An 18,840-nucleotide genomic window follows, 5' to 3' on the forward strand; every position below is an offset into this window, starting at 1 on the left:
CATTCATATTTTTATCGAAAGCCTGACGCCCGAGTAAAAACCGGACGCCAGATATTAAAACAAGACAACAATAATTGTAGAAAACAACAATTAACGTTTCAATTCAAAAACAACGTCAATTTGATCGGTAAAATCAATACTCTGCTGTTCATAAGTTTGATTGCTATCACTGGCAGCGGCAGCCACCATTTGCGTCATCGCCTTCATTCTTGGCATTGGGTAAGGGGTTGCATCAGGTGCCCGGTAATTAATACTATAAACTTTACCTAATTTAACATTAAATCCAGTTGCTAACGCTTCTGCTTGCGCTTTAGCATTATCAATTGCTCTATTACGTGCTTCATCGCGATAATGTTTAGGATCCTTAACGCCAAATTGCACCGCATTGATTTCATTTAAACCGGCCGCTAAAGCACCATCCAATAACGGATTTAGCTGATCCAGTTTATATACTTTAACTTCTACTGAACGTTCTGCAGTATAACCAATTATTTTAGATTTTTCTGCTGCTTTATCATATTCATATTTCGGTTGAGTGGTGATATTTGCCGCATTGATATCGCTACTCGCTATCCCTTTATTGTTGAGAAAATCAAAATATTCTTTGACACGTTTATCAACTGCCGCTTTAGCTGATGCAGCATTTTTTTCAGTTACAGCAACATTAATTAATAAGGTTACCATATCTGGTGTGGCTTTTATCGTTGCATTGCCTGAGGTCACAATGTGTGGCCCATTAGGTAAGGAATTAGCTTGAGCAAGTAATGGTAATGAACTCACTGACATCATCGCTAAAAATATAATCGAACTAAGCTTCACGAGACCTCCTGCACATAATTAATCAACTCTAGATAGACTATTTGCTAGCCAATAATCGTTTATTCTTAACATAATAGAATATTAAAAAGCATAATGGTTAGATTAATCATAATGAATAATTTAAATCAACGCGAACTAATGCCGGTCAATAAATAGAACGATAGATTCCTAACTAATAAAAATATTGGTGTGAAACGAATCCGCACCAATAGGATTGGTTAGCCGTTTTTGCTTTGATATAAATGAACATCCATTTGTGGAAAAGGTATACCTATATTATGTGCATCTAACTGTTTTTTAAAATTCTCCATTAAGTCCCAATAAACATTCCATGCATCAGCGTTAGTCGTCCAAACACGTACGACAAAATTAAGCGAAGAAGGTGCCATTTCATGTAAACGAATAGTAACCCCTTTATCATGCTGAATACGTTCATCTGCCGCAATAACATCGCCTAACACTTTTTTAACAATGTCAATATCCGCATTATAAGCGACACCTACCATTATTTGCGTACGCCGATTTGGCTCACGAGAGGTGTTAATGATATTGTCATTAATTACTTTGCTATTGGGTATGACAACAATGCGATCATCGGCAGTACGTAATGAAGTTGAGAAAATCTGTACATGCTCCACGGTTCCTTCCACCGAGCCTAAAATGACATATTCCCCTGCGCGTAATGGCCTAAAAATAACCAATAGTACTCCAGCTGCGAAATTAGATAATGAGCCCTGTAAAGCTAAACCAATCGCTAAACCGGCAGCACCTAAAACAGCAATGACAGAGGCGGTTTGCACGCCTAACTTACTTAATACTGCGATTAAGGTAAATGCTATAATGCCATAACGAACAATTGCTGATAAAAAATCTCTGACCGTCTTGTCTATACCGCGTAAGGACATTAATCGATTAGTAATATGACTGATCCATCTAGCAACAATCAAACCAGCAAATAAGATAACTAATGCAAAAACAATATTTACCGCATACTGAATTAATAGATCCTGGTGATTAACAAACCAACTCTTTGCCTGATCGATCGTTTCAACCACACCATTTTCATTCATCTCAATCCCCTCTAGAAAATAAACAATCACTAATCATATATCAAAAACTGCATTATCTTAGACATGAAATTAACACAATAAATAACAGTTTTGCCATCGCTTATTCGATGCTATTTGATAAGATAAAGTTACGATAGTTTTCCAGCATGTTAATAAAATCATCTAAACCACAAAAAGCAATACTTTCATTATCGTAATAACACATTCCATCTTCTAAATCTTCCGTTTGAAAATGTAACTGGTTAGCTCGGATCATAATTTCCTTATCATCCATAAACAATGTATATTCACGCCCAATTTTTTTCCATTGCCGACCACTACCTTTTATAGAATGATAACCCGTCTGGATCTGTTCTAACTGATATAAATCACCGTTAATTTCCTCATTTAACCAATAACCAATTGCTTCATGATCCATTGAAAATCGAGCAATGACATTGCCTGTGACATTCTGCTGAAATTCATAATCCATATCGCATCTCCATCCTTTTACTCTAGTGCGACTTTAACTCGTCATTTAACCGCTCAAAATATTATCATTACAATAAAAATACTTTATTTTTTCGACAATATAAATACGAAGTTATTTATAGAAAGATTCACTTAAAAATTGACGATTAGTAAGCAATAACCTGTTACCAATAACTAGGCTCGGCTTAGCTTATTCTATACCACAGTGCGATATTTAAGAGAATTTATAACCATGTTTCGTTGTAGCTATACTTCTTAATGTGTAAGCTTTAATTAAGTGTGCAAAAACTGTTTCTTCGTGAAATGGCTGAATGACTATCATTTACTATATGGAATATATCATTTTATAAAAGGATCTAAATTATGGATACAAAAGAAATTAATGATAGATTATATAAAGTTATAAATGAAGTATATATAAACGAGGCCTATAAGGATGGTAAAATTAATAATGAAGAGATTCAGAATATTCGTGACATAGCGGATCTTGTTTTTGAAAAACTCATCATTGAAGCAGTTAACAGTGGTAAAAATAACGCTATAACAGCATTCCAGAAATCATGTGATGTAACGGTTCAATTAATGCAAGATTCTTTTTTCATATTGAAAAAAGAAAATCTTAACAGCTGTCAAAAAGATTTGGTTAAAACTGCATTTAATGCGCAACTTACTTATATAAAAGCTAATTTCGATCGCTTTTTTAATTCACTTTAACAAATCTAATTCAGTGTTGCTTGGAAAATAAGTAACTACATAAATAATAGATATAAAGCTTAAAGCAGGTATAAAACTTTAGATAACAGACAGAATAATCTAAACCTTATACCCTATTTCTAATTACTGACAGCAAGAAATAAGGGTATAACAAAAGTCATTGTTTTAAACTGCAGACTGAAAAATTATCTTGTCTGCTTTATCTGTATATTGAGGTAGTAAGTCAAAATTTAAATATTGATAAATATTTTGGCTGTTATTACCCACACCATTAATAAATTGCAAATACTCTTCCACTGTTGGCAAATAGCCCAATAATGAAGCCACTGCAGCAAGTTCTGCTGATGCAAGAAAAACTTTAGCTCCAGCTCCTAATCGATTGGGGAAATTACGGGTAGAGGTTGAAACCACCGTTGCACCATCCATTACACGCGCCTGATTTCCCATACAGAGTGAACAACCAGGAATTTCAATTCGTGCGCCACTTTTACCAAAAAATATGATAATAACCCTCTTCGACTAGCTTAGCCGCATCCATTTTCGTCGGCGGAGCAATCCATAAACAAGTGGGAATTTGCCCTTTATATTGTTGCAAAAGCTCACCTGCAGCACGAAAATGACCAATATTAGTCATACAAGAGCCAATGAAAACCTCATCAATTTTTTCATGTGCCACTGAAGATAATAAACGTGCATCATCAGGATCATTCGGCGCACATAAAATGGGCTCGATTATTTCATTTAAATTTATTTCAATGATAGCCGCATAATCTGCATCGGCATCTGCGGTTAATAATTGCGGATCAGCCAACCATTTATTCATTGAATTAATGCGACGTTCAAGAGTACGGCGATCACCATATCCCTCAGCAATCATCCATTTCAATAATACAATATTAGATTGTAAATATTCGATAATCGGTTGTTTATCTAATTTGATAGTACAGCCCGCTGCTGATCGTTCCGCCGAGGCATCTGCTAATTCAAACGCTTGTTCAACTTTTAATTGTGGTAAACCTTCAAATTCCAGGATCCTGCCAGAAAAAATATTTTTTTTACCTTGCTTTTCGACTGTTAATAATCCTTGCCCAATAGCATAGTAAGGGATCGCATGAACTAAATCGCGTAATGTGATACCCGGCTGCATTTGACCTTTAAAGCGGACTAATACCGATTCAGGCATATCTAAAGGCATAACCCCAGTCGCCGCAGCAAAAGCAACTAATCCAGAACCTGCAGGAAATGAAATACCGATAGGAAAACGCGTATGTGAATCACCACCTGTTCCCACGGTATCTGGCAGTAACATGCGATTTAACCAAGAATGAATAATGCCATCGCCGGGACGCAAAGAAACCCCACCACGATCCATAACAAAATCGGGTAAAGTATCATGCGTTGTCACATCGATAGGTTTTGGATAAGCAGCAGTATGACAAAATGACTGCATAACTAAATCGGCTGAAAAACCTAAACAAGCTAAATCTTTAAGTTCATCTCGTGTCATTGGCCCAGTAGTGTCCTGCGAGCCAACCGACGTCATCTTAGGTTCACAGTATTCGCCAGGACGAATTCCAGGCTTATTACAAGCACGACCAACCATTTTTTGTGCCAGGGTAAATCCTCGATCACTTTGTATAACTGATTTAGCCTGACGAAATACTTCGCTAATAGACAAGTCCAAAGACTCTCGCGCTTTTGCTGTCAGTCCGCGGCCAATAATTAGTGCAATCCGCCCGCCAGCTCGAACTTCATCAAGTAAAACATCGGTTTTTAACGCAAAGGTTGCTAATAACGCATTAGATGACTTTAAATACAAAAAACCATAAATATCAATCATTTATAAAAATATAGCTCACTTAATATACATATTTACACGTAAAAACAAGCGATTTCACTCACTATAAATCAATTAGTTACGGCTTATAGTGAGTTCTAATTTTAGCTCATTTCGGCTAAAATCTCAGTCTAAATTCACACTCATTTTCAATTCCAAAAACACCCTAACCATTCGTTTAACTACGATTACAAAATACCCATTGACGAAAGAAGAAATCATGCGCTATAGTTTGTGTGCATCTGATAATTCAGGTGTCGGGATTGACCTCTCGCCGTAAACTACCGCGACATGCACACGCCGCGAGCGTGTTTTTTAATGTCGTAATCTAGCCACAATTCAATGGTGGGCTGGATAGGGCAGCTGAAAAGCTGGCCGGTCGGTAGTTCCGGTAAGGTCAACCCTGTTCAGTTCACCACCCAAGATTGACCTCAACGGTGGTGAGAAATTTTAATACTACCATCGGAGGTCATATGACACTTCAACTTTCTACTATCACACCTAAAGTTATTATTCATAATGGCAAAGCTGTTACCTCATCTCAAGATGTTTCTCATTATTTTGGTAAGCGACATGATGATGTTTTAAAGAAAATTCGCAACCTAGATTGTTCGTCTGAATTTCATGTCCGCAATTTTGCGGAGATGTTCCAGAAAATAAATATAGGCAAAGGTGCAAAACGAGAATCTAAATACTACGAAATGACCAAAGATGGTTTCGTATTTTTAGTGATGGGGTTTACAGGCAAAAAAGCTGCACAATTCAAAGAAGCCTATATTGCTGAATTTAACCGCATGGAAGCAGAGCTACATTCTGCACCAAAATACCAACCCGAAGCTCACGAAAAGTTCAGCAGCAAAGATACCCAAAATCTCGCCCGTATCATTGCACTGATGACGCAAAACTTTCGTTTCAGGGACGCATGGAATAATGCTATCTGGTATGCATTGAGAGAAGTTACCGGCATTCCTTCACCCTATCCAATGGAAGTACTACTAGTCCCTTCTATCGCTACAGAGTGTGAGCGTATCTGGCACGTAACGGAAGAGCTTCAGGATAAAATAGCCGATGCAGAAAAAACAGCGATTAAACGCATTATTCGCAAACGTGAAAATGCCGACAAAGTTATTGCTGAGATAGAAACTTTGTTATCTCAGACTACACAGGATAACCAGCTAATGCTAAATGGTGCGCTATCAAACTGGCATAAAGCGGAATTGACCCACTTCCTCCAACGCTGCTAATAGGATGCCCCTGTGACGGGGCTATTAGTTTTGCGCATGCTGCCGATTCCAGATTGAATCAACGGGCATTTCTACACGGATATCTAGCCATGTTGAAGGTGGAATATCAACTTGTTCACCGTCAGCGTAATAAACTGGTTTTTCGTTAATAATTTCTTTAACTCGCCAATTCTGAAAATCTTCTGGCAAATGACTGTGCTGACGGTGGAATGTTTGTATTTCAATATTACCGTCAGGTAGGATTTTATCTTTAATATAAATAAGCTCCAAACCATTATTATTTTTAGGTACTGATGCGCCGGAGTTTGTACCCCATCCACCATCCGAGTTATAGCCCATAACACCTGAGATGAAATAGACTCCTAATCCAGTTCGCTGGACATTGACTCCTGCTGATTCTTGGTTAGTTTCAAAGCTTCCGGATGGATGGATTTTGACTATTGGCGATGCTCTTTTTAAAACCCATTTGCATCAAATGTTGTATTTGCTTTAGTTAAAATATTTACCCATGCAGACCATACGTTTTTTTTCTTAATGCGCAACTTCAAGTCATTAGTTAAATTTTCCTTTCCTATTTGAAAACAATAATTATCACCATTGGACTGTATGAAATTTGTTCCGCCTGCGCCACTCGGTACACCAGTAGCATTTCCATTAGCACTATAAAATCCTGCTTCAAGTGTTACATTTATATCTTTAAGGGAGGCTGGATTAACAATACCGATGCCAAAATCTCCGACATGCATCAATGTACCGTTCTTATCTTGAAAAACATGATCAGTAACATTGTTTGCATTCTTTGCTTTTATTTTTCCTGTGTTTAATTGCACATCGCCGGTTATCTGACCGCCAGTTTTATCATACTTTTTATCTAAGTTTTCGCTAATTTCAGTAACACTACTCGCATCAGCTTTTCCTTCTACTGCTGTTTTTATCTCTTCAACACTACTCGCATCAGCTTTTCCTTCTACTGCTGTTTTTATCTCTTCAACACTACTCGCATCAGCTTTTCCTTCTACTGCTGTTTTTATCTCTTCAACACTACTCGCATCAGCTTTTCCTTCTACTAACTCTTGTAGTGCTTTAATCGACTCTAACTTGACTGTTTTACCGCTCGGTAACGTTATTTCAACGACACCGTTGTCCCCCATCCAGGTATCCATGTTTTGCAGAAAGTAAAGGATGTAAGTGTTAGCTGCAACTAGTGCTCTTGCCGCATCAGAATTATTATTGGGTTCAGTGAGATTAATGCTGTAAGTGGTATCTGTTGCGCTAAAAGTCGGCTTATCTGCTAACGTTAATTCAGTGTCACTATTAACTGCCAATATCATGTAAGGATAGTTTATATCGCCGTTTTTAATCAGCATTAACATGCCTGGTGATACGAGTGGATTATTACTATTCCATTTCGTGCCTGTGCCTTTGACAATAGGAGAGGCTGACACGGTTGTAATTGTGCCTGTGTTGTATATCATTGAGGGCGCCCTTAATCGTATTCAGCAGTGTCAATATAAACTATTCGGCTATGAATGCCTGTGAATCTCTCTGAGTGAACCTCATTGTAATTAAAATCTTCACCTGCATAGCGATAGCCTATTTCAGTTGTGTTACCGTTCTTGTACGCATAAGGTATATAGAAAACGTATATCGGTAAAAATATATTGCTCCCTTCAGGATTATAAGGATTAACTAAAAAAAAACCATATCCTGCTACCGTATCTAACACAGCGACACTCCCTTTAATTTTTTCTTTATATCTTCTTATATGCCAATATTTTTTATCATTACTTATGTTTTGCAAAGAACCCTTAACATTTAGTGTTTTACTTTTTGTATGTACAATACATTTCCCATTCTCATCCCAAAAACTGACAGCCCATTGACCAATAGGCGGTTGTTGATGCTCATTCGTAAAAAGATAATATCTTGCCAACTTTTTTTGCTGGTCGTATTGAAAAAAACGCAAACTCAATATGCCATCTGGCAATCCTGGCAAATCTTTTACATCATTGACTATGGCTTTAAGACATAGCGGAGTACTTTGTGGGAGAATCCATGGGGTTCCATCTGGGGCGGTCAATAAAGCGCCAAACATTAATTTCTCCTATAAAATACTAAGATCTGTTTTTCAGTCGAAGAAGGTATACCCCATGAAGAAGGATAACCTATCACTTCATTATTGTTGATTTTGATATCAAATGTATTTTTTGTTTCCAGATTGGATATGATATCTCCTCCTCCGTCTATTATCGTATAATCCAGTTTATAGCCTGACGGCAAATCATACTGGTAGCTAAAATTGGTTTGATTTTTCTTGACCGTTATTATTCCTGCCGTTAAAAACGGAATAACGCCGGAATTATTTATTCGGCCTGCTCCATCCCATGTTCGAAAACCCCACATCAAAAAACCCCCGTTATTTTACCAATTTGCACTCTTAAGCGTCCCTGATTATCAGCTATACTAATTGTGGTATTTGTTTGCTTCATCTTCCCTTGTTTATCAGAGCCAATATTCTCCATTTGACCATTTTGCATATTCCAATAAAATCCAGATCGCCCTGGAATGTAATTTTTAGAACGAATCTCCATACCGACTACTACACTTTCAATGGTTGCCTTACTTATTAACGCATCATTAATAAAAGTTTGCCCATTCTGAATACTAAACATAGGAACTTTTTTCCCATTAACCGGATTGTAAATAATGAAAGTCTGCGCACTAAAGCCAATCTGTGTACTAACTTTACCGTTTTTAAGCTCAGCCCCAATCACCATGCCAGCGTCATAGTCAACGCCGTCATAGTGAATCTTGACTAACGATGTCCAAGTTGCAGAAGCTTCACCCTTTTTCATGTCATACTTAGCTTGTAGCGAATTCTGAGCGGCTGCCCATGACTTATCCGCTGTCGCTCTCACCTGATGGATAGACTCGGCTAAGGCTTTAGTCTCGGTTACCACATAATTGTCAACCCTGATGATTTCCGCCTTCATCTTGCCGTTTTGACGCATGAAGTACTGCGTATTGCCGTTGAGTCCTTTTGCGTTTTCCAGTATGGCTTCCGTGCTGCTGTCTATCCCTTTCTTTAACTGCTTAATCGCTTCCGTGTCGTTAATTTTTTTGTCTATTTCATCAAGAATGTCACCCGGTAAACTATCGGGTTTGCCTGATGCTTCAACAAAAGGTGATTTTCCATAGCTATTTATGGTGCGAATATAGAAAAAATACTCGTGACCAACCTTAAGGTTTTCCTGTGTCCAAAACTGCCCTTGTCCGACTTTAGTGGCATGATTATTGACTTCATGTTCTGATGCGTCTGGCAATTTTTTATCGCTAAACCAAAATTCAAAGGTACTGCCATAGGAGGCTGAATCGCCTAACCTAGGAGCAGCGGTTAATGAAAACATGCCGACAGTGATATCAACACTTATGGGAGCTGGAGGAGCTTCAATAGAAAAATCACGAATGGTGGGTTGCGATATTGCCCCTACTGTGTTAACGGCTCTGACCTCAACGCGATAGGCTCCTCTTGGTAATCCAGCAATATCAACACGCTCGCCTGGCACCTGAATGGTTTGAATCACTTTACCTTGTTCAAGGATATTTACTGTACTGTAACGTACATCCGCCGCGGCATTTTGCCAGCTTAAGTAACCTTGAACCACATCACCGATATTGACAGGCATAAAGGTAAGATTTATTGGGGGTGCAATGCCACCTGTTGGTAATTCAGTGAATGGAGGCCTTTCAAATGGCTTACCAATAATATCCTCGTAAATATACGCGCCGTCTTCTTCTAATAGGATTTCCACGCCTTCCTGTGGATGAAATTTCCACTCAGCTACACGAAATTCAAGCGATTTAATGCCTAAATTCGGTAAATCGAGCAATACCACATCACCAGGACGATAAGCGTAGCCATCCAAGTTTAATGTTAGTTGAACACGCCGTCCAGCCCGTTTCTTGCGTAAATAAAGATTGGCTAACCGCTGCGCCTGGTAAGGACTGCTGACAAAGCGATAATCCATATTTTCTTTAATCTCAAGTCCATCTTCTTCTATCCATTTATCTACTACAATGGGGCTAAAGTCCGTTTTAGTGTATTTCTGCTCCGCATCAACAAAAGTACCATAAATAGCATTGGTAGCCTCACTTAACGGCAGTTCAGGCGTAATACTCACCGTGTCGATGATTTGATGTGGTTCAATTTTGAGCACAGCAGGGCCATGATAAGCCCACATTAATATGCCGTGTTGTCCTGCAATGTATGTCGGCTCTGCACCAATACAACGGTGCATATGTTCAAGGATAGAGGCAGGGGATTCCGATAACTCATAAGCACCATTTATCGTATAACGCGGCTCAGACTTACCCTCTGGGGTCGTCACTGACTCATCACATAAATCCGCTGCAATCTTAAAAGCATTGAAATCGATATCACTATCGGGGACTTTTAGGTAACTACGATAATAGTCTAAAATCACCAGCGCGCCGTTATTGCTCCAAGTGGTTCTATTCGTTCTTGGGTCAAACAGTTCTTTCCCCCACACTTCGACTTTAACGTTAGGCACACCATAGGGAAATTTTTCAGCATCATAGTGCAGCGTTAATCTAAGCCAGGCTAAGCCTCTGCCTATCATGTCCTTTTTCCAGCTTGGAGCATTTTTAACGAGATAAGGGTCGGCGGTTGTTCTATCGTTATGTAATTCGTAATCTGCTTTATCGCCAAAAGAGTCAATCGTATCGTCGTTGAGCCAAACCTGACCAATGCGATTGATTTTATGTCCGGCCAGTGTGATCGCCAAGAAAAGTTTTTCGTTTTTATCCTGTTCGCCTTTTTCTTCTTCTGCAAAAAAGAGTAACCCTGAGCAAACCGTTTTACCCACAATCACCGTTTCTGATGCCGTTGATGAGCGTAGAATCTGCTTACGCTCCGCCTGGTCACGATAGCCACCAGAAGGCATCTTATCCTGAAACAACAATGAGCCTGCGGTCTGCACGGCCAAACCCGCTGCCATCAACGCCAATCCCAAACCGCCCGTTGCCAGTACGCCAGCGACCATCAACCCTGCGCCAATTATGCTTGTGACCGTTTTACCCATTACTCAATTCTCCATGCCATTAAAGGAATTTTATCAACGGGTCTTGCGCCAATATCCGTCACCGCCCAAATCTTATTGGCCCACAAAACACCCAGTGTCAATCCTTCATCCCCATCAAACATCACAACATCGCCACGCCTCACCTGTTCAACGGGTATTGTGTTGAAAAAACGGCTTACCCCTTGCTGTAAATTGCCAAATTCATTTTTTAGCACCCGTAATGCCTCTGCTTTTGAGCGATAACACCCACGAATTTCAGCGCACGGATCAAAATCACAAACGGCTATTACGCAATCCGCGGCAAACAAACAACAGTCATGTTCGCCCCATGAAAAAGGGCGACTCATCGCCGCCCTTAGGGTATTTGGAAGTCTGGTTGCCCAGTCTGAATGTCGCATTAGAATTTATAGCCTAAACCAACCGTGAATGCGTCAGTTTTCCATTCACCACTGCCTGAACGTTCATAGCCAGCATCAAGGGTAATCCCCTCGTAAACATTCACTTGTAAACCAACACCATAGGCCAGTTCATTTTTACTGTCACTCTTTGATTGTTTTTCGTCTTTAATTAAAGTACCGTTTTTAAAAGCATTCCCACCAAATTCATAAGACATTTTTTTGTTTGCCAATCCGACTAGCGCATAAGCGTTAACATATTCATTAAATCGATAAGTAGGTCCAACCATCAATGAGATATATTTCCCTTTCACGCGCCCATCAACTCTAGAACTGTCTTTCTCTTTATTTGTGGTTCCAAACGCTGAAGTACTGAAATCACTTTCAGAGTAAGATGCTGAACCAATAACACCGAACCCATCATTTAACTCATACGTGTAGCGTATAAAGGCACCGCCTGGATTAGAATAATTATCAGAATCAATTCTAGCTGAAACACCTAAACTATTAGAAATTGCATCACCAGCAAGTTTGTTTGACTGATTTAATAAATCAACATCCTTTTTAAGTCCATCTGATCTAATCTGTATGTATCCCATCGAAAGCGTACTCTCACCGGCTTTCGCCAATACCGCGCCAGAAAATAATGTCGGGATAACTAGTAACAATATTTTTTTCATTATTCTTCCTTTTATTAGGTAAAAGCATTTCATGAGTATAGTGTGAATTAATCTTTGTTCAAATTTCACCTATACACAAAAGCGGGCGCATCTTTCTTACTGCCCCAGTAAATCGCTCGCTCAGCCATTTGCGCCACATACCGGAAAATCCGGTCATCACTTTTCCGTTTGCGCCATGACTCATCCGTAAATCTGTCCGGCAATCCCATGGACCAGCGCTCAAAGCGATTCGATACCGTCACCGCCACCGCATTCTCTTCACCGGTTGTTACCCCAATCGTTGAGATTTGCCCTGCAAATATCACCTCGGCAATTTCGGGCTTCCCTTCCTGGTTGATAGCAACCAGCATTAACCGTACATTCCGGCCTCGACTGCGCTCATTCATCACATCACCAATCAGCAGAGAGTCAAATCCTGACAATGACAAGATAAGTTGCTGTGGGCTGGTATTGTTCTGTTCCTTAACCTGTTCCACTTTACCAAATTGACCCACGCCTTGATAAAGCTCACCTGCAATAACCAAATCTCCCACACCGGTATGCGCGCGCGTCACGCCAGATTTTAAATCCAAACGGGCGGCGATAACAAGCTCATCGCTCTCATTTATCGCTTTTACCATTTTATTTGAAAAAGGATGATAGAACATTAATAAAGGGCCTCCTCAAACGCCAAGGTGACAGTCGAAAATACACCAGGACGATACTGAAAATTCCCCTGGTCATTGGTTGTTAGCTTAAAAATCCCAAACGGGGAGCGGGTTTCTATTTTATCATTTATTTTAGGCGCGTATCGCAACATCGGTGAAATCGGTATGGCAGCATGACCATTAACATCACTTGTCACATTATCTGTCACCATTTTTAATTCATTGTTAATCGTCAGATAATCGCCTTTTCGCATCACAATTGAACTGACCTCCCAATCCTTGGTTTGCAGTATTCTACCTGTTTGATTCGCAACGCTCACTGCCGGCTTGCCCCTGCCCGTTAAACCTTTTCGTATCCAGTTGTAAATTTTTATTCGTCCGCTTTCGCCGTCAAGTTCAGCAGCCAATGCTTCAAGTTCACGCGAATGAGTCTCAGTCAGGTTATTAAAAGTTAAGCTACACCGCCAACGGCTTCCAGGGAAACGCACTGTCTGTACACTTCCGGTAAACGTTGAGGTAAACGTTTTACTGTTACTCACTAGTTGCCAGTTCATAGTCGAAGGGACGATATTTTCCGGCCATTCCTTTACCGCCATCTTAACCTCCTAATAATCTTCTTGTTCGACCATTCGTGGCAAAATCCCGCTGAATGCGTGCAATGGCATCATCTGCACCTTTTTGTGCCCCCGCGTAGGTTGCCTGTTTCATCGCCTCAGTAAGTGCTTTATCGCCATTACCGGTCACATTGATAACCTGATGAATATGGATAGTGCTTACACCTTGGGTCTCTGATGAGCCACCGACGGCCCTGACACCCAGCGACCCATCACGACCACGGGTCAATGGCATAATGGCTTCAGGCCCCGCTTCACCCATTAACCCTATTCCTTTGGCAAATGGGAATAACGTCGGCGAATCCACAACGGTATTACTATAGGCACTTAAACCAGACGAACGATAAACACCGCCAAGTGCATTCGCTTTTATGCCAAGGAAATTACCCAACCCCGTTCCGCCTAAACTGGATTCCAGGGCTTTAAATATCATCATTTTAACAATCATGCGGGTAATATCATTAACGACAGACTGAGCAAAATCAGAAAAGTTAAATTTACCCGTCGTCACAAAGTCAGCCAGCGTATTTGACATGCCATCGAAAGCGTTTTTAGTAATGTTTCGCATATTATCAAACACGTTTTCTGTTTCCGCACCAAAATCCTGCCAACCTTTGGCGACACCTTGGCTACCATCTTGCGCAACCTTCGCCTTACTTAATGCCGCAACTCTCACTATCTCAATCTGTTTTTGTTCTTCTTGCGCTAAAAACTGCGTCTGTTCTGCATAAAGTTGTGAGGTCTTATCTGAAACTTCCTTATCAAGCTGATATCGCCGATTGCGAAAGTCATCCATGATGCGTTGTTCTTCAAGCATCAAATCATAATCCACTTTGGGCATAGTCATTTGCAGAATTTGATTCTGCGCTTCCTGCTGCATTTGAGCCGTACGTTTTGTGATTTCAAAATCCTGATCTGCAAATCGTTGCTTTAATGCTTTTAACTGTAATTCACGCTCTAGTCCGGTATTGATTTGCAACTGCGTACGAATTTCATCCGCATGAACTAACACGCTCTTCTGCGAGGCATTCAGCGTTTGCCCTTTTAATCGATTGATTTCTTGCTCAAAGACTGCCAATTTCCGTTCTGAATCAAGGAGCTTTTCATTTTCCATTAACTGCGCTTGTAAAGTCGCCGTTTGTTGTTGCAGTTGCTCAATTCGCTGACGTCCGGTATCCAGGGTTACCTCTAAACTTTTTTGTGGGGAGGCGTACAGTTTATCGAGTCCTTTCAGCGCTTGGGTGTACTCATTTAATGTTAAACTGCCCTCTTTATAGCGTTGATTAATTTCCTGCTGAATTCTGGTTCTTTCTTTCAGCGGATCTTTACCCGCATTAATGGCCGCGTTAATTTGTGCAGCGGTTTCGATGGTATGAATGGCGAGCTGCCTTTCCGTTTTTGTTTCTGCTTCACGCTCTTCGCGTTGTTTGGCGTAAATCGCTTCCTGCTTGTCCTTTTCTTTTTGCAATACCTGATTATACAGTGTCAGACTTTGTGTTGATGCCGCCATCAACACCTTAAAACTGCCGGTTAGACTATCGAGTGATTTTTTATGCGCCTGGGTTAAACGATCACTCTCTTTAATATTCTCCTGATACTGTTTTTCATAGGCGGTTCTTGCAAGCTCCTTCGCCTCTTCGGTTTGCCCGCGTCTTTCCAAGGCAGCAATTTGCTCGTAAATCGATTGCGTTAATACCACCCCTTCTGCCGCGCAATTTCGCAAGGCTTTTAACGGTTGGTCACCGATTGCCGATAGCTTGCTGACCAACATATCGACGCTACCGCCAGACTCCTCAAGTTGAGCGCCAAACTCCGCCACCTCTTCCAGTAGCTTGCCAGTAAACCCTGCACTGGCGGCAGAAGTCACCGCTTTATAGGCTTCGGCTGTCCCGCCTAGACGGTCGGCTAACAGACTCAACTCAACCGTTGTTGTCGATAAAAATAAACCGCCTTTTTGAAGGGCTGCATAGAAAGACTTCTGCCTTTCTTCGGCTTCCTTAAACTGCGAATACAAATAAAACACTGTCCCTGCCGTTGCCATCAAGCCGACATTGACAGGGCCACCCATAAGGGTAATCAGATTGCTGAAGCCACTTGCCACCCTACCCGTTATGCGCTGCAGAGCGGACAACTCCGTATTTGCAACGGCAAGTTGCTGCTTGGCTAAAGCTAATTGTCGCGTGCCCGCGGTTTCCGCTGCTTGCGCTGTCGTTAATTGCGCAGAAGCGGTGGCGGCTTTTTGACTTGCGCTGATTTCAGCCAGATTCGCTTCCGCTATTACTCTGGCATTAGTGGCATTTTGCGCCGCATATGCCTTTTCGATTTCAGCCGTATTCAGTCCATTTTGGGCGTTGGCCTCGCGCATCTTTTCAAGATATTCATCCGAAGCAAACGCCTGTTCACGTTGCGCGATAGCCTGTACTTTCATGGCTTGCGCGGTTTTTAATCCCTGCTGTGCTCTTCTGGCCTCTGCCTTCGCCACATCAATAGTAGACTGAGCATACTCTACCGCACTTTGTGCGGCTTCTTTCGCCATTTGCCGTTGAGTATCAAAAGGGGTGCCATGCGTAGCGCCAAACAATCTTTCAAAAGCCGGCACCAACGCATTTGAAATCGTACTGGCGGCAACATTGCTGCCAGAAACCAGCTCCGTTAACACATGGTGAAGTTGTCCAAAACCTTGTGCGGCTTGACCACTAGAACGCTTAGCTTGGGTCGCCATTTGGTTAATGGCGCGTGCGCTTGCATTGGAGCCAGTTTCAACCTGACGGGTGAATTTGCGTGATTCATTCGCGGCGGTACTGTACGCATCCGTTAGCTGCGCTTTAAAGCTGGCGGCATTTAAATGCAATGCTACAGCCAGACTGGCGACATCAGCCATTTAATATCCTCATAACGTTATTACATTGTTGATTAACATCATTATGTGCAATGACTTTATTTTCCGTAATATCTGCGCCTTTGAGTTCACTTTCCAGCAGAAAAAACGCTTGCCAGTGCGTGAGTATTTCGTTCGGTAAAGCGGCGATTTTACGCGGGTCAGGTTGACCCCATCTATCAGCCAGTTGGAAAATAAAGCGTAAGCGAGCGGAGTCGGTTAGTTTTTTTTAGCGCCATCCAGACTGCCACAGCTAAATTGCTGAACAAACTTGAGCGCTTCAATCAATGATTGCGTGGATTTGGTAGTAATTAATTCCTCTGCGGTGGGCAATTCTTCTGTGGGTAAGGGTTTCCCTGCTTTATCGCAAAGTGTTTTTAAAATCAGGTTTGCTCCCGCAATACTTGCCTGTGTGTTAGAGCCACTGTCTTGCGCCTGTTTTAATGCTTGCTCATAGGTATCTAGCTCTGCAATTGTTAAGCGGCGTAGATAGACTTCAACATCAAAAATAGCATGTTTTTCAACATAGCTATCCGGTGCCAATAAGCGTGCTTTAAGTGATGTCATGTTATTTCCTACCCTTTATGTGTTCTTGTTCTTTGTGCTGTCAGTTGTTAACTTTGTATTATCCGCCGTAAATTTCGTCGTATCGGCGGTTATGACTTTGGGGGTACCGTTCCCCAGGTGAGATTATTCTGTTTGCCTTTCACCGTAATTTGAATGACTTCACTTGCAGGGGCATTGATGTCATTCATCTCCCAACCTGATAATGACAGAACCATTGTCGCTGTCCGCTTGTTTGGCAACTCAACATAAAGCTGAACCGTTTCTCTCTTTTGCGCCGCATTTAAAAATGCCGTAAAATTTTCATTTTCCGGATCATCAACAAAACCTAGTGATTTTTCTGGGCCTTCTGGCAAGTCAGATATAAATTGTTTATTTTTATCGATTAGTACTGTACAGTCGATAAAACTGCCGCTTAATCCTGTCGCACCTAATGTTTTACAGTTTATTAGTGGCTTCATTTGCTCAACTGTCTCATCGGGTTTACCGAATTTTACTATTGTACCAGCGGGTAACTTTGCATATTCCGGTGAGGATTTTACATGTTCTTCAGCCATTACTGACTCCTTAAATTAAAAAAATAGTGTTCGAAAGCCGCGTTGATTTACGCAGACATTTAATTAAGTGAAATTTTTAGGGATATTTAGTTGCGGATGGATAAGATGATTTTTGTTTTAATTAATGAATTGTTATCGATAATTTTCAATACTATTGCGGATTTCTTCTGTTAGTGTGTTAAGCACAAACTGGCGGTTATAATCGAGCGCTGGTCTGATAAATGGGCGTGCGATCTGTTTAACTGTGCCAAATTCTTGAAAACGCGCTTTCATTGCATGTTGTTTGGATGGACTAACTCGTATTGTTACTACTGTTTGCGTTTTATTATCATTTATCCTGCTATTTGTACGTATTTTAATGCTATCTCGCATATGTTCTTTGTTACTTAAAACGTTATAACCAGCATGTAATTTCATGTCTTCTAACACCGGTTTCATCGCTTCTCGTCCAGCATCACGCAGAACTTTAACAGCAATCTCATCGCCTAGTTTTTTTAATGCGTATTCAAGCTCTCTTAAGCCTTTAATTTCTACTCGCGTTCTCATTCTGCATCCTCAGCGTATGTCAGTATAAAATCACGACCAATACGATAAATCTTACGGTTATCTGTCTGCTCTTCCATATCTTGCCAAAAATTACCTCGTTCTACCGTTTGCACCGGATAATTTCCTAAATAACCATGTTCGATACTTTCCCATTCGTCACGGATTTTATCGCTTATAAGTAGTGCTTTTTCATAATCATCAGCTAACTGAACAACAACTTGAAATCTGGCTTGTACCAGTTTAGTTTTTGCTAATCCGGTAAACATTTTGGGATCACTGACGCGAAGATAAACTATACCCTCTAAATGATTGGACGGTAATGCAACATAATAAGTGGATAATCCACTAATTCGTTCTAAATCGTTTTTTATATCAGTTTCTATCATGCCTAATATCCGCTTCAGTGATAACAATGAGTCGATCAGGTAAATTTCTATCAACCGCACGCACGGTAAAATTGCGATTTTGATAACCGACTAACCAGTTGATATCGACATCATTACGTGGCCTAATTGTAAATCGCATTGTTTCAATCACTTGTTGTTGCTCAGCTGTTCGTATTTTACGATTAGATATTGCTTCAGCTTTAGCCCAGACTTCAGTAACCAGCTCTGTAACAACTTTCTCACCACCCAGATCATCACGAATAATCTTAAATTTTGATAATGTAATACGTTTAGTGAGTTGGCCAGCTAACATAAA

Annotated in this window: 20 protein-coding genes and 1 pseudogene; 2 read left to right on the forward strand and 19 right to left on the reverse strand. The window is 40.7% G+C overall.

Annotated features, from left to right (window positions below; genetic code table 11):
• Positions 1 to 90 precede the first annotated feature (90 nt).
• The 3 genes from LDL57_RS11635 to LDL57_RS11645 form a co-directional block, all read right to left on the reverse strand.
• Entirely contained in the window at positions 91 to 819 is a 729-nt protein-coding gene (locus LDL57_RS11635; protein WP_180558750.1) for an oxidative stress defense protein, read from the reverse strand.
• A 218-nt stretch (positions 820 to 1,037) separates the two neighbouring features.
• Complete coding sequence (mscS, locus tag LDL57_RS11640; protein ID WP_180558749.1) at positions 1,038 to 1,889, reverse strand: small-conductance mechanosensitive channel MscS; 852 nt, start codon at positions 1,887 to 1,889, stop codon at positions 1,038 to 1,040.
• Positions 1,890 to 1,989: 100 nt separating this feature from the next.
• Positions 1,990 to 2,361 carry a YacL family protein gene (locus tag LDL57_RS11645; RefSeq protein ID WP_225505681.1) on the reverse strand — a complete coding sequence of 124 codons (372 nt, stop codon included), beginning with the start codon at positions 2,359 to 2,361 and terminating at the stop codon, positions 1,990 to 1,992.
• Positions 2,362 to 2,723: 362 nt separating this feature from the next.
• On the opposite strand from LDL57_RS11645, the gene LDL57_RS11650 reads away from it, so the two are divergent.
• Positions 2,724 to 3,074, forward strand: coding sequence for a hypothetical protein (locus LDL57_RS11650; protein WP_180558748.1), 351 nt, complete (start codon positions 2,724 to 2,726; stop codon positions 3,072 to 3,074).
• 165 nt (positions 3,075 to 3,239) lie between these two features.
• Here LDL57_RS11650 and LDL57_RS11655 read toward each other — a convergent pair.
• Positions 3,240 to 4,872: pseudogene (locus tag LDL57_RS11655) on the reverse strand (bifunctional aconitate hydratase 2/2-methylisocitrate dehydratase); the annotation flags it as partial.
• Positions 4,873 to 5,384: 512 nt separating this feature from the next.
• Between LDL57_RS11655 and LDL57_RS11660 the strand changes: the two are divergent.
• Entirely contained in the window at positions 5,385 to 6,155 is a 771-nt protein-coding gene (locus tag LDL57_RS11660) for a Rha family transcriptional regulator (protein WP_225505683.1), read from the forward strand.
• A gap of 24 nt (positions 6,156 to 6,179) precedes the next feature.
• Here the strand turns inward: LDL57_RS11660 and LDL57_RS11665 are convergent, their stop codons facing one another.
• The 15 genes from LDL57_RS11665 to LDL57_RS11735 form a co-directional block, all read right to left on the reverse strand.
• Positions 6,180 to 6,596 carry a phage tail fiber protein gene (locus tag LDL57_RS11665; protein ID WP_445661346.1) on the reverse strand — a complete coding sequence of 139 codons (417 nt, stop codon included), beginning with the start codon at positions 6,594 to 6,596 and terminating at the stop codon, positions 6,180 to 6,182.
• Between the two features lie 14 nt (positions 6,597 to 6,610).
• Positions 6,611 to 7,630: a hypothetical protein gene (locus LDL57_RS11670; RefSeq protein ID WP_225505687.1), complete on the reverse strand. Its 1,020-nt coding sequence runs from the start codon at positions 7,628 to 7,630 to the stop codon at positions 6,611 to 6,613.
• 11 nt (positions 7,631 to 7,641) lie between these two features.
• Positions 7,642 to 8,250, reverse strand: a complete 609-nt coding sequence (locus tag LDL57_RS11675) for a hypothetical protein (protein WP_225505697.1) — start codon at positions 8,248 to 8,250, stop codon at positions 7,642 to 7,644.
• Positions 8,250 to 8,558: a hypothetical protein gene (locus LDL57_RS11680; protein ID WP_225505699.1), complete on the reverse strand. Its 309-nt coding sequence runs from the start codon at positions 8,556 to 8,558 to the stop codon at positions 8,250 to 8,252. The genes LDL57_RS11675 and LDL57_RS11680 overlap by 1 nt, the downstream gene beginning before the upstream one ends.
• Complete coding sequence (locus tag LDL57_RS11685; RefSeq protein WP_225505701.1) at positions 8,558 to 11,257, reverse strand: phage tail tip protein J-related protein; 2,700 nt, start codon at positions 11,255 to 11,257, stop codon at positions 8,558 to 8,560. The genes LDL57_RS11680 and LDL57_RS11685 overlap by 1 nt, the downstream gene beginning before the upstream one ends.
• A complete protein-coding gene (locus LDL57_RS11690; RefSeq protein WP_225505703.1) occupies positions 11,257 to 11,655 on the reverse strand; it encodes a DUF6950 family protein in 399 nt (132 codons plus the stop codon). The genes LDL57_RS11685 and LDL57_RS11690 overlap by 1 nt, the downstream gene beginning before the upstream one ends.
• Positions 11,655 to 12,332, reverse strand: coding sequence for an Ail/Lom family outer membrane beta-barrel protein (locus tag LDL57_RS11695; RefSeq protein WP_225505705.1), 678 nt, complete (start codon positions 12,330 to 12,332; stop codon positions 11,655 to 11,657). Before LDL57_RS11695 ends, LDL57_RS11690 begins: the two co-directional genes overlap by 1 nt.
• A gap of 65 nt (positions 12,333 to 12,397) precedes the next feature.
• Positions 12,398 to 12,979: a hypothetical protein gene (locus LDL57_RS11700; RefSeq protein ID WP_225505706.1), complete on the reverse strand. Its 582-nt coding sequence runs from the start codon at positions 12,977 to 12,979 to the stop codon at positions 12,398 to 12,400.
• Complete coding sequence (locus tag LDL57_RS11705; protein WP_225505708.1) at positions 12,979 to 13,575, reverse strand: hypothetical protein; 597 nt, start codon at positions 13,573 to 13,575, stop codon at positions 12,979 to 12,981. Before LDL57_RS11705 ends, LDL57_RS11700 begins: the two co-directional genes overlap by 1 nt.
• A gap of 1 nt (position 13,576) precedes the next feature.
• Positions 13,577 to 16,474: a phage tail tape measure protein gene (locus LDL57_RS11710; protein ID WP_225505710.1), complete on the reverse strand. Its 2,898-nt coding sequence runs from the start codon at positions 16,472 to 16,474 to the stop codon at positions 13,577 to 13,579.
• Between the two features lie 216 nt (positions 16,475 to 16,690).
• Positions 16,691 to 17,038 (reverse strand): phage tail protein, encoded by a 348-nt coding sequence (locus tag LDL57_RS11715; RefSeq protein WP_225505712.1) that lies wholly within the window; start codon positions 17,036 to 17,038, stop codon positions 16,691 to 16,693.
• 89 nt (positions 17,039 to 17,127) lie between these two features.
• On the reverse strand, positions 17,128 to 17,592 hold the full coding sequence (locus tag LDL57_RS11720; protein ID WP_225505722.1) for a phage tail protein: 465 nt from the start codon (positions 17,590 to 17,592) through the stop codon (positions 17,128 to 17,130).
• Positions 17,593 to 17,724: 132 nt separating this feature from the next.
• A complete protein-coding gene (locus LDL57_RS11725; RefSeq protein ID WP_225505724.1) occupies positions 17,725 to 18,138 on the reverse strand; it encodes an HK97-gp10 family putative phage morphogenesis protein in 414 nt (137 codons plus the stop codon).
• Complete coding sequence (locus LDL57_RS11730; protein WP_225505726.1) at positions 18,135 to 18,524, reverse strand: hypothetical protein; 390 nt, start codon at positions 18,522 to 18,524, stop codon at positions 18,135 to 18,137. The genes LDL57_RS11725 and LDL57_RS11730 overlap by 4 nt, the downstream gene beginning before the upstream one ends.
• A complete protein-coding gene (locus LDL57_RS11735; RefSeq protein WP_225505728.1) occupies positions 18,511 to 18,837 on the reverse strand; it encodes a phage head closure protein in 327 nt (108 codons plus the stop codon). Before LDL57_RS11735 ends, LDL57_RS11730 begins: the two co-directional genes overlap by 14 nt.
• Positions 18,838 to 18,840 lie beyond the last annotated feature (3 nt).

The organism is Arsenophonus apicola (genome assembly GCF_020268605.1).
GTDB lineage: Bacteria > Pseudomonadota > Gammaproteobacteria > Enterobacterales > Enterobacteriaceae > Arsenophonus > Arsenophonus apicola.

Coding starts and splice junctions, on each gene's coding strand:
- LDL57_RS11730 (WP_225505726.1), bottom strand. CDS start 18,524: ATGATAGAAACTGATATAAAAAACGATTTAGAACGAATTAGTGGATTA.
- LDL57_RS11720 (WP_225505722.1), bottom strand. CDS start 17,592: ATGGCTGAAGAACATGTAAAATCCTCACCGGAATATGCAAAGTTACCC.
- LDL57_RS11675 (WP_225505697.1), bottom strand. CDS start 8,250: ATGTTTGGCGCTTTATTGACCGCCCCAGATGGAACCCCATGGATTCTC.
- LDL57_RS11645 (WP_225505681.1), bottom strand. CDS start 2,361: ATGGATTATGAATTTCAGCAGAATGTCACAGGCAATGTCATTGCTCGA.
- LDL57_RS11680 (WP_225505699.1), bottom strand. CDS start 8,558: ATGTGGGGTTTTCGAACATGGGATGGAGCAGGCCGAATAAATAATTCC.
- mscS (WP_180558749.1), bottom strand. CDS start 1,889: ATGAATGAAAATGGTGTGGTTGAAACGATCGATCAGGCAAAGAGTTGG.
- LDL57_RS11670 (WP_225505687.1), bottom strand. CDS start 7,630: ATGATATACAACACAGGCACAATTACAACCGTGTCAGCCTCTCCTATT.
- LDL57_RS11705 (WP_225505708.1), bottom strand. CDS start 13,575: ATGGCGGTAAAGGAATGGCCGGAAAATATCGTCCCTTCGACTATGAAC.
- LDL57_RS11685 (WP_225505701.1), bottom strand. CDS start 11,257: ATGGGTAAAACGGTCACAAGCATAATTGGCGCAGGGTTGATGGTCGCT.
- LDL57_RS11710 (WP_225505710.1), bottom strand. CDS start 16,474: ATGGCTGATGTCGCCAGTCTGGCTGTAGCATTGCATTTAAATGCCGCC.
- LDL57_RS11690 (WP_225505703.1), bottom strand. CDS start 11,655: ATGCGACATTCAGACTGGGCAACCAGACTTCCAAATACCCTAAGGGCG.
- LDL57_RS11700 (WP_225505706.1), bottom strand. CDS start 12,979: ATGTTCTATCATCCTTTTTCAAATAAAATGGTAAAAGCGATAAATGAG.
- LDL57_RS11695 (WP_225505705.1), bottom strand. CDS start 12,332: ATGAAAAAAATATTGTTACTAGTTATCCCGACATTATTTTCTGGCGCG.
- LDL57_RS11715 (WP_225505712.1), bottom strand. CDS start 17,038: ATGACATCACTTAAAGCACGCTTATTGGCACCGGATAGCTATGTTGAA.
- LDL57_RS11735 (WP_225505728.1), bottom strand. CDS start 18,837: ATGTTAGCTGGCCAACTCACTAAACGTATTACATTATCAAAATTTAAG.
- LDL57_RS11650 (WP_180558748.1), top strand. CDS start 2,724: ATGGATACAAAAGAAATTAATGATAGATTATATAAAGTTATAAATGAA.
- LDL57_RS11660 (WP_225505683.1), top strand. CDS start 5,385: ATGACACTTCAACTTTCTACTATCACACCTAAAGTTATTATTCATAAT.
- LDL57_RS11725 (WP_225505724.1), bottom strand. CDS start 18,138: ATGAGAACGCGAGTAGAAATTAAAGGCTTAAGAGAGCTTGAATACGCA.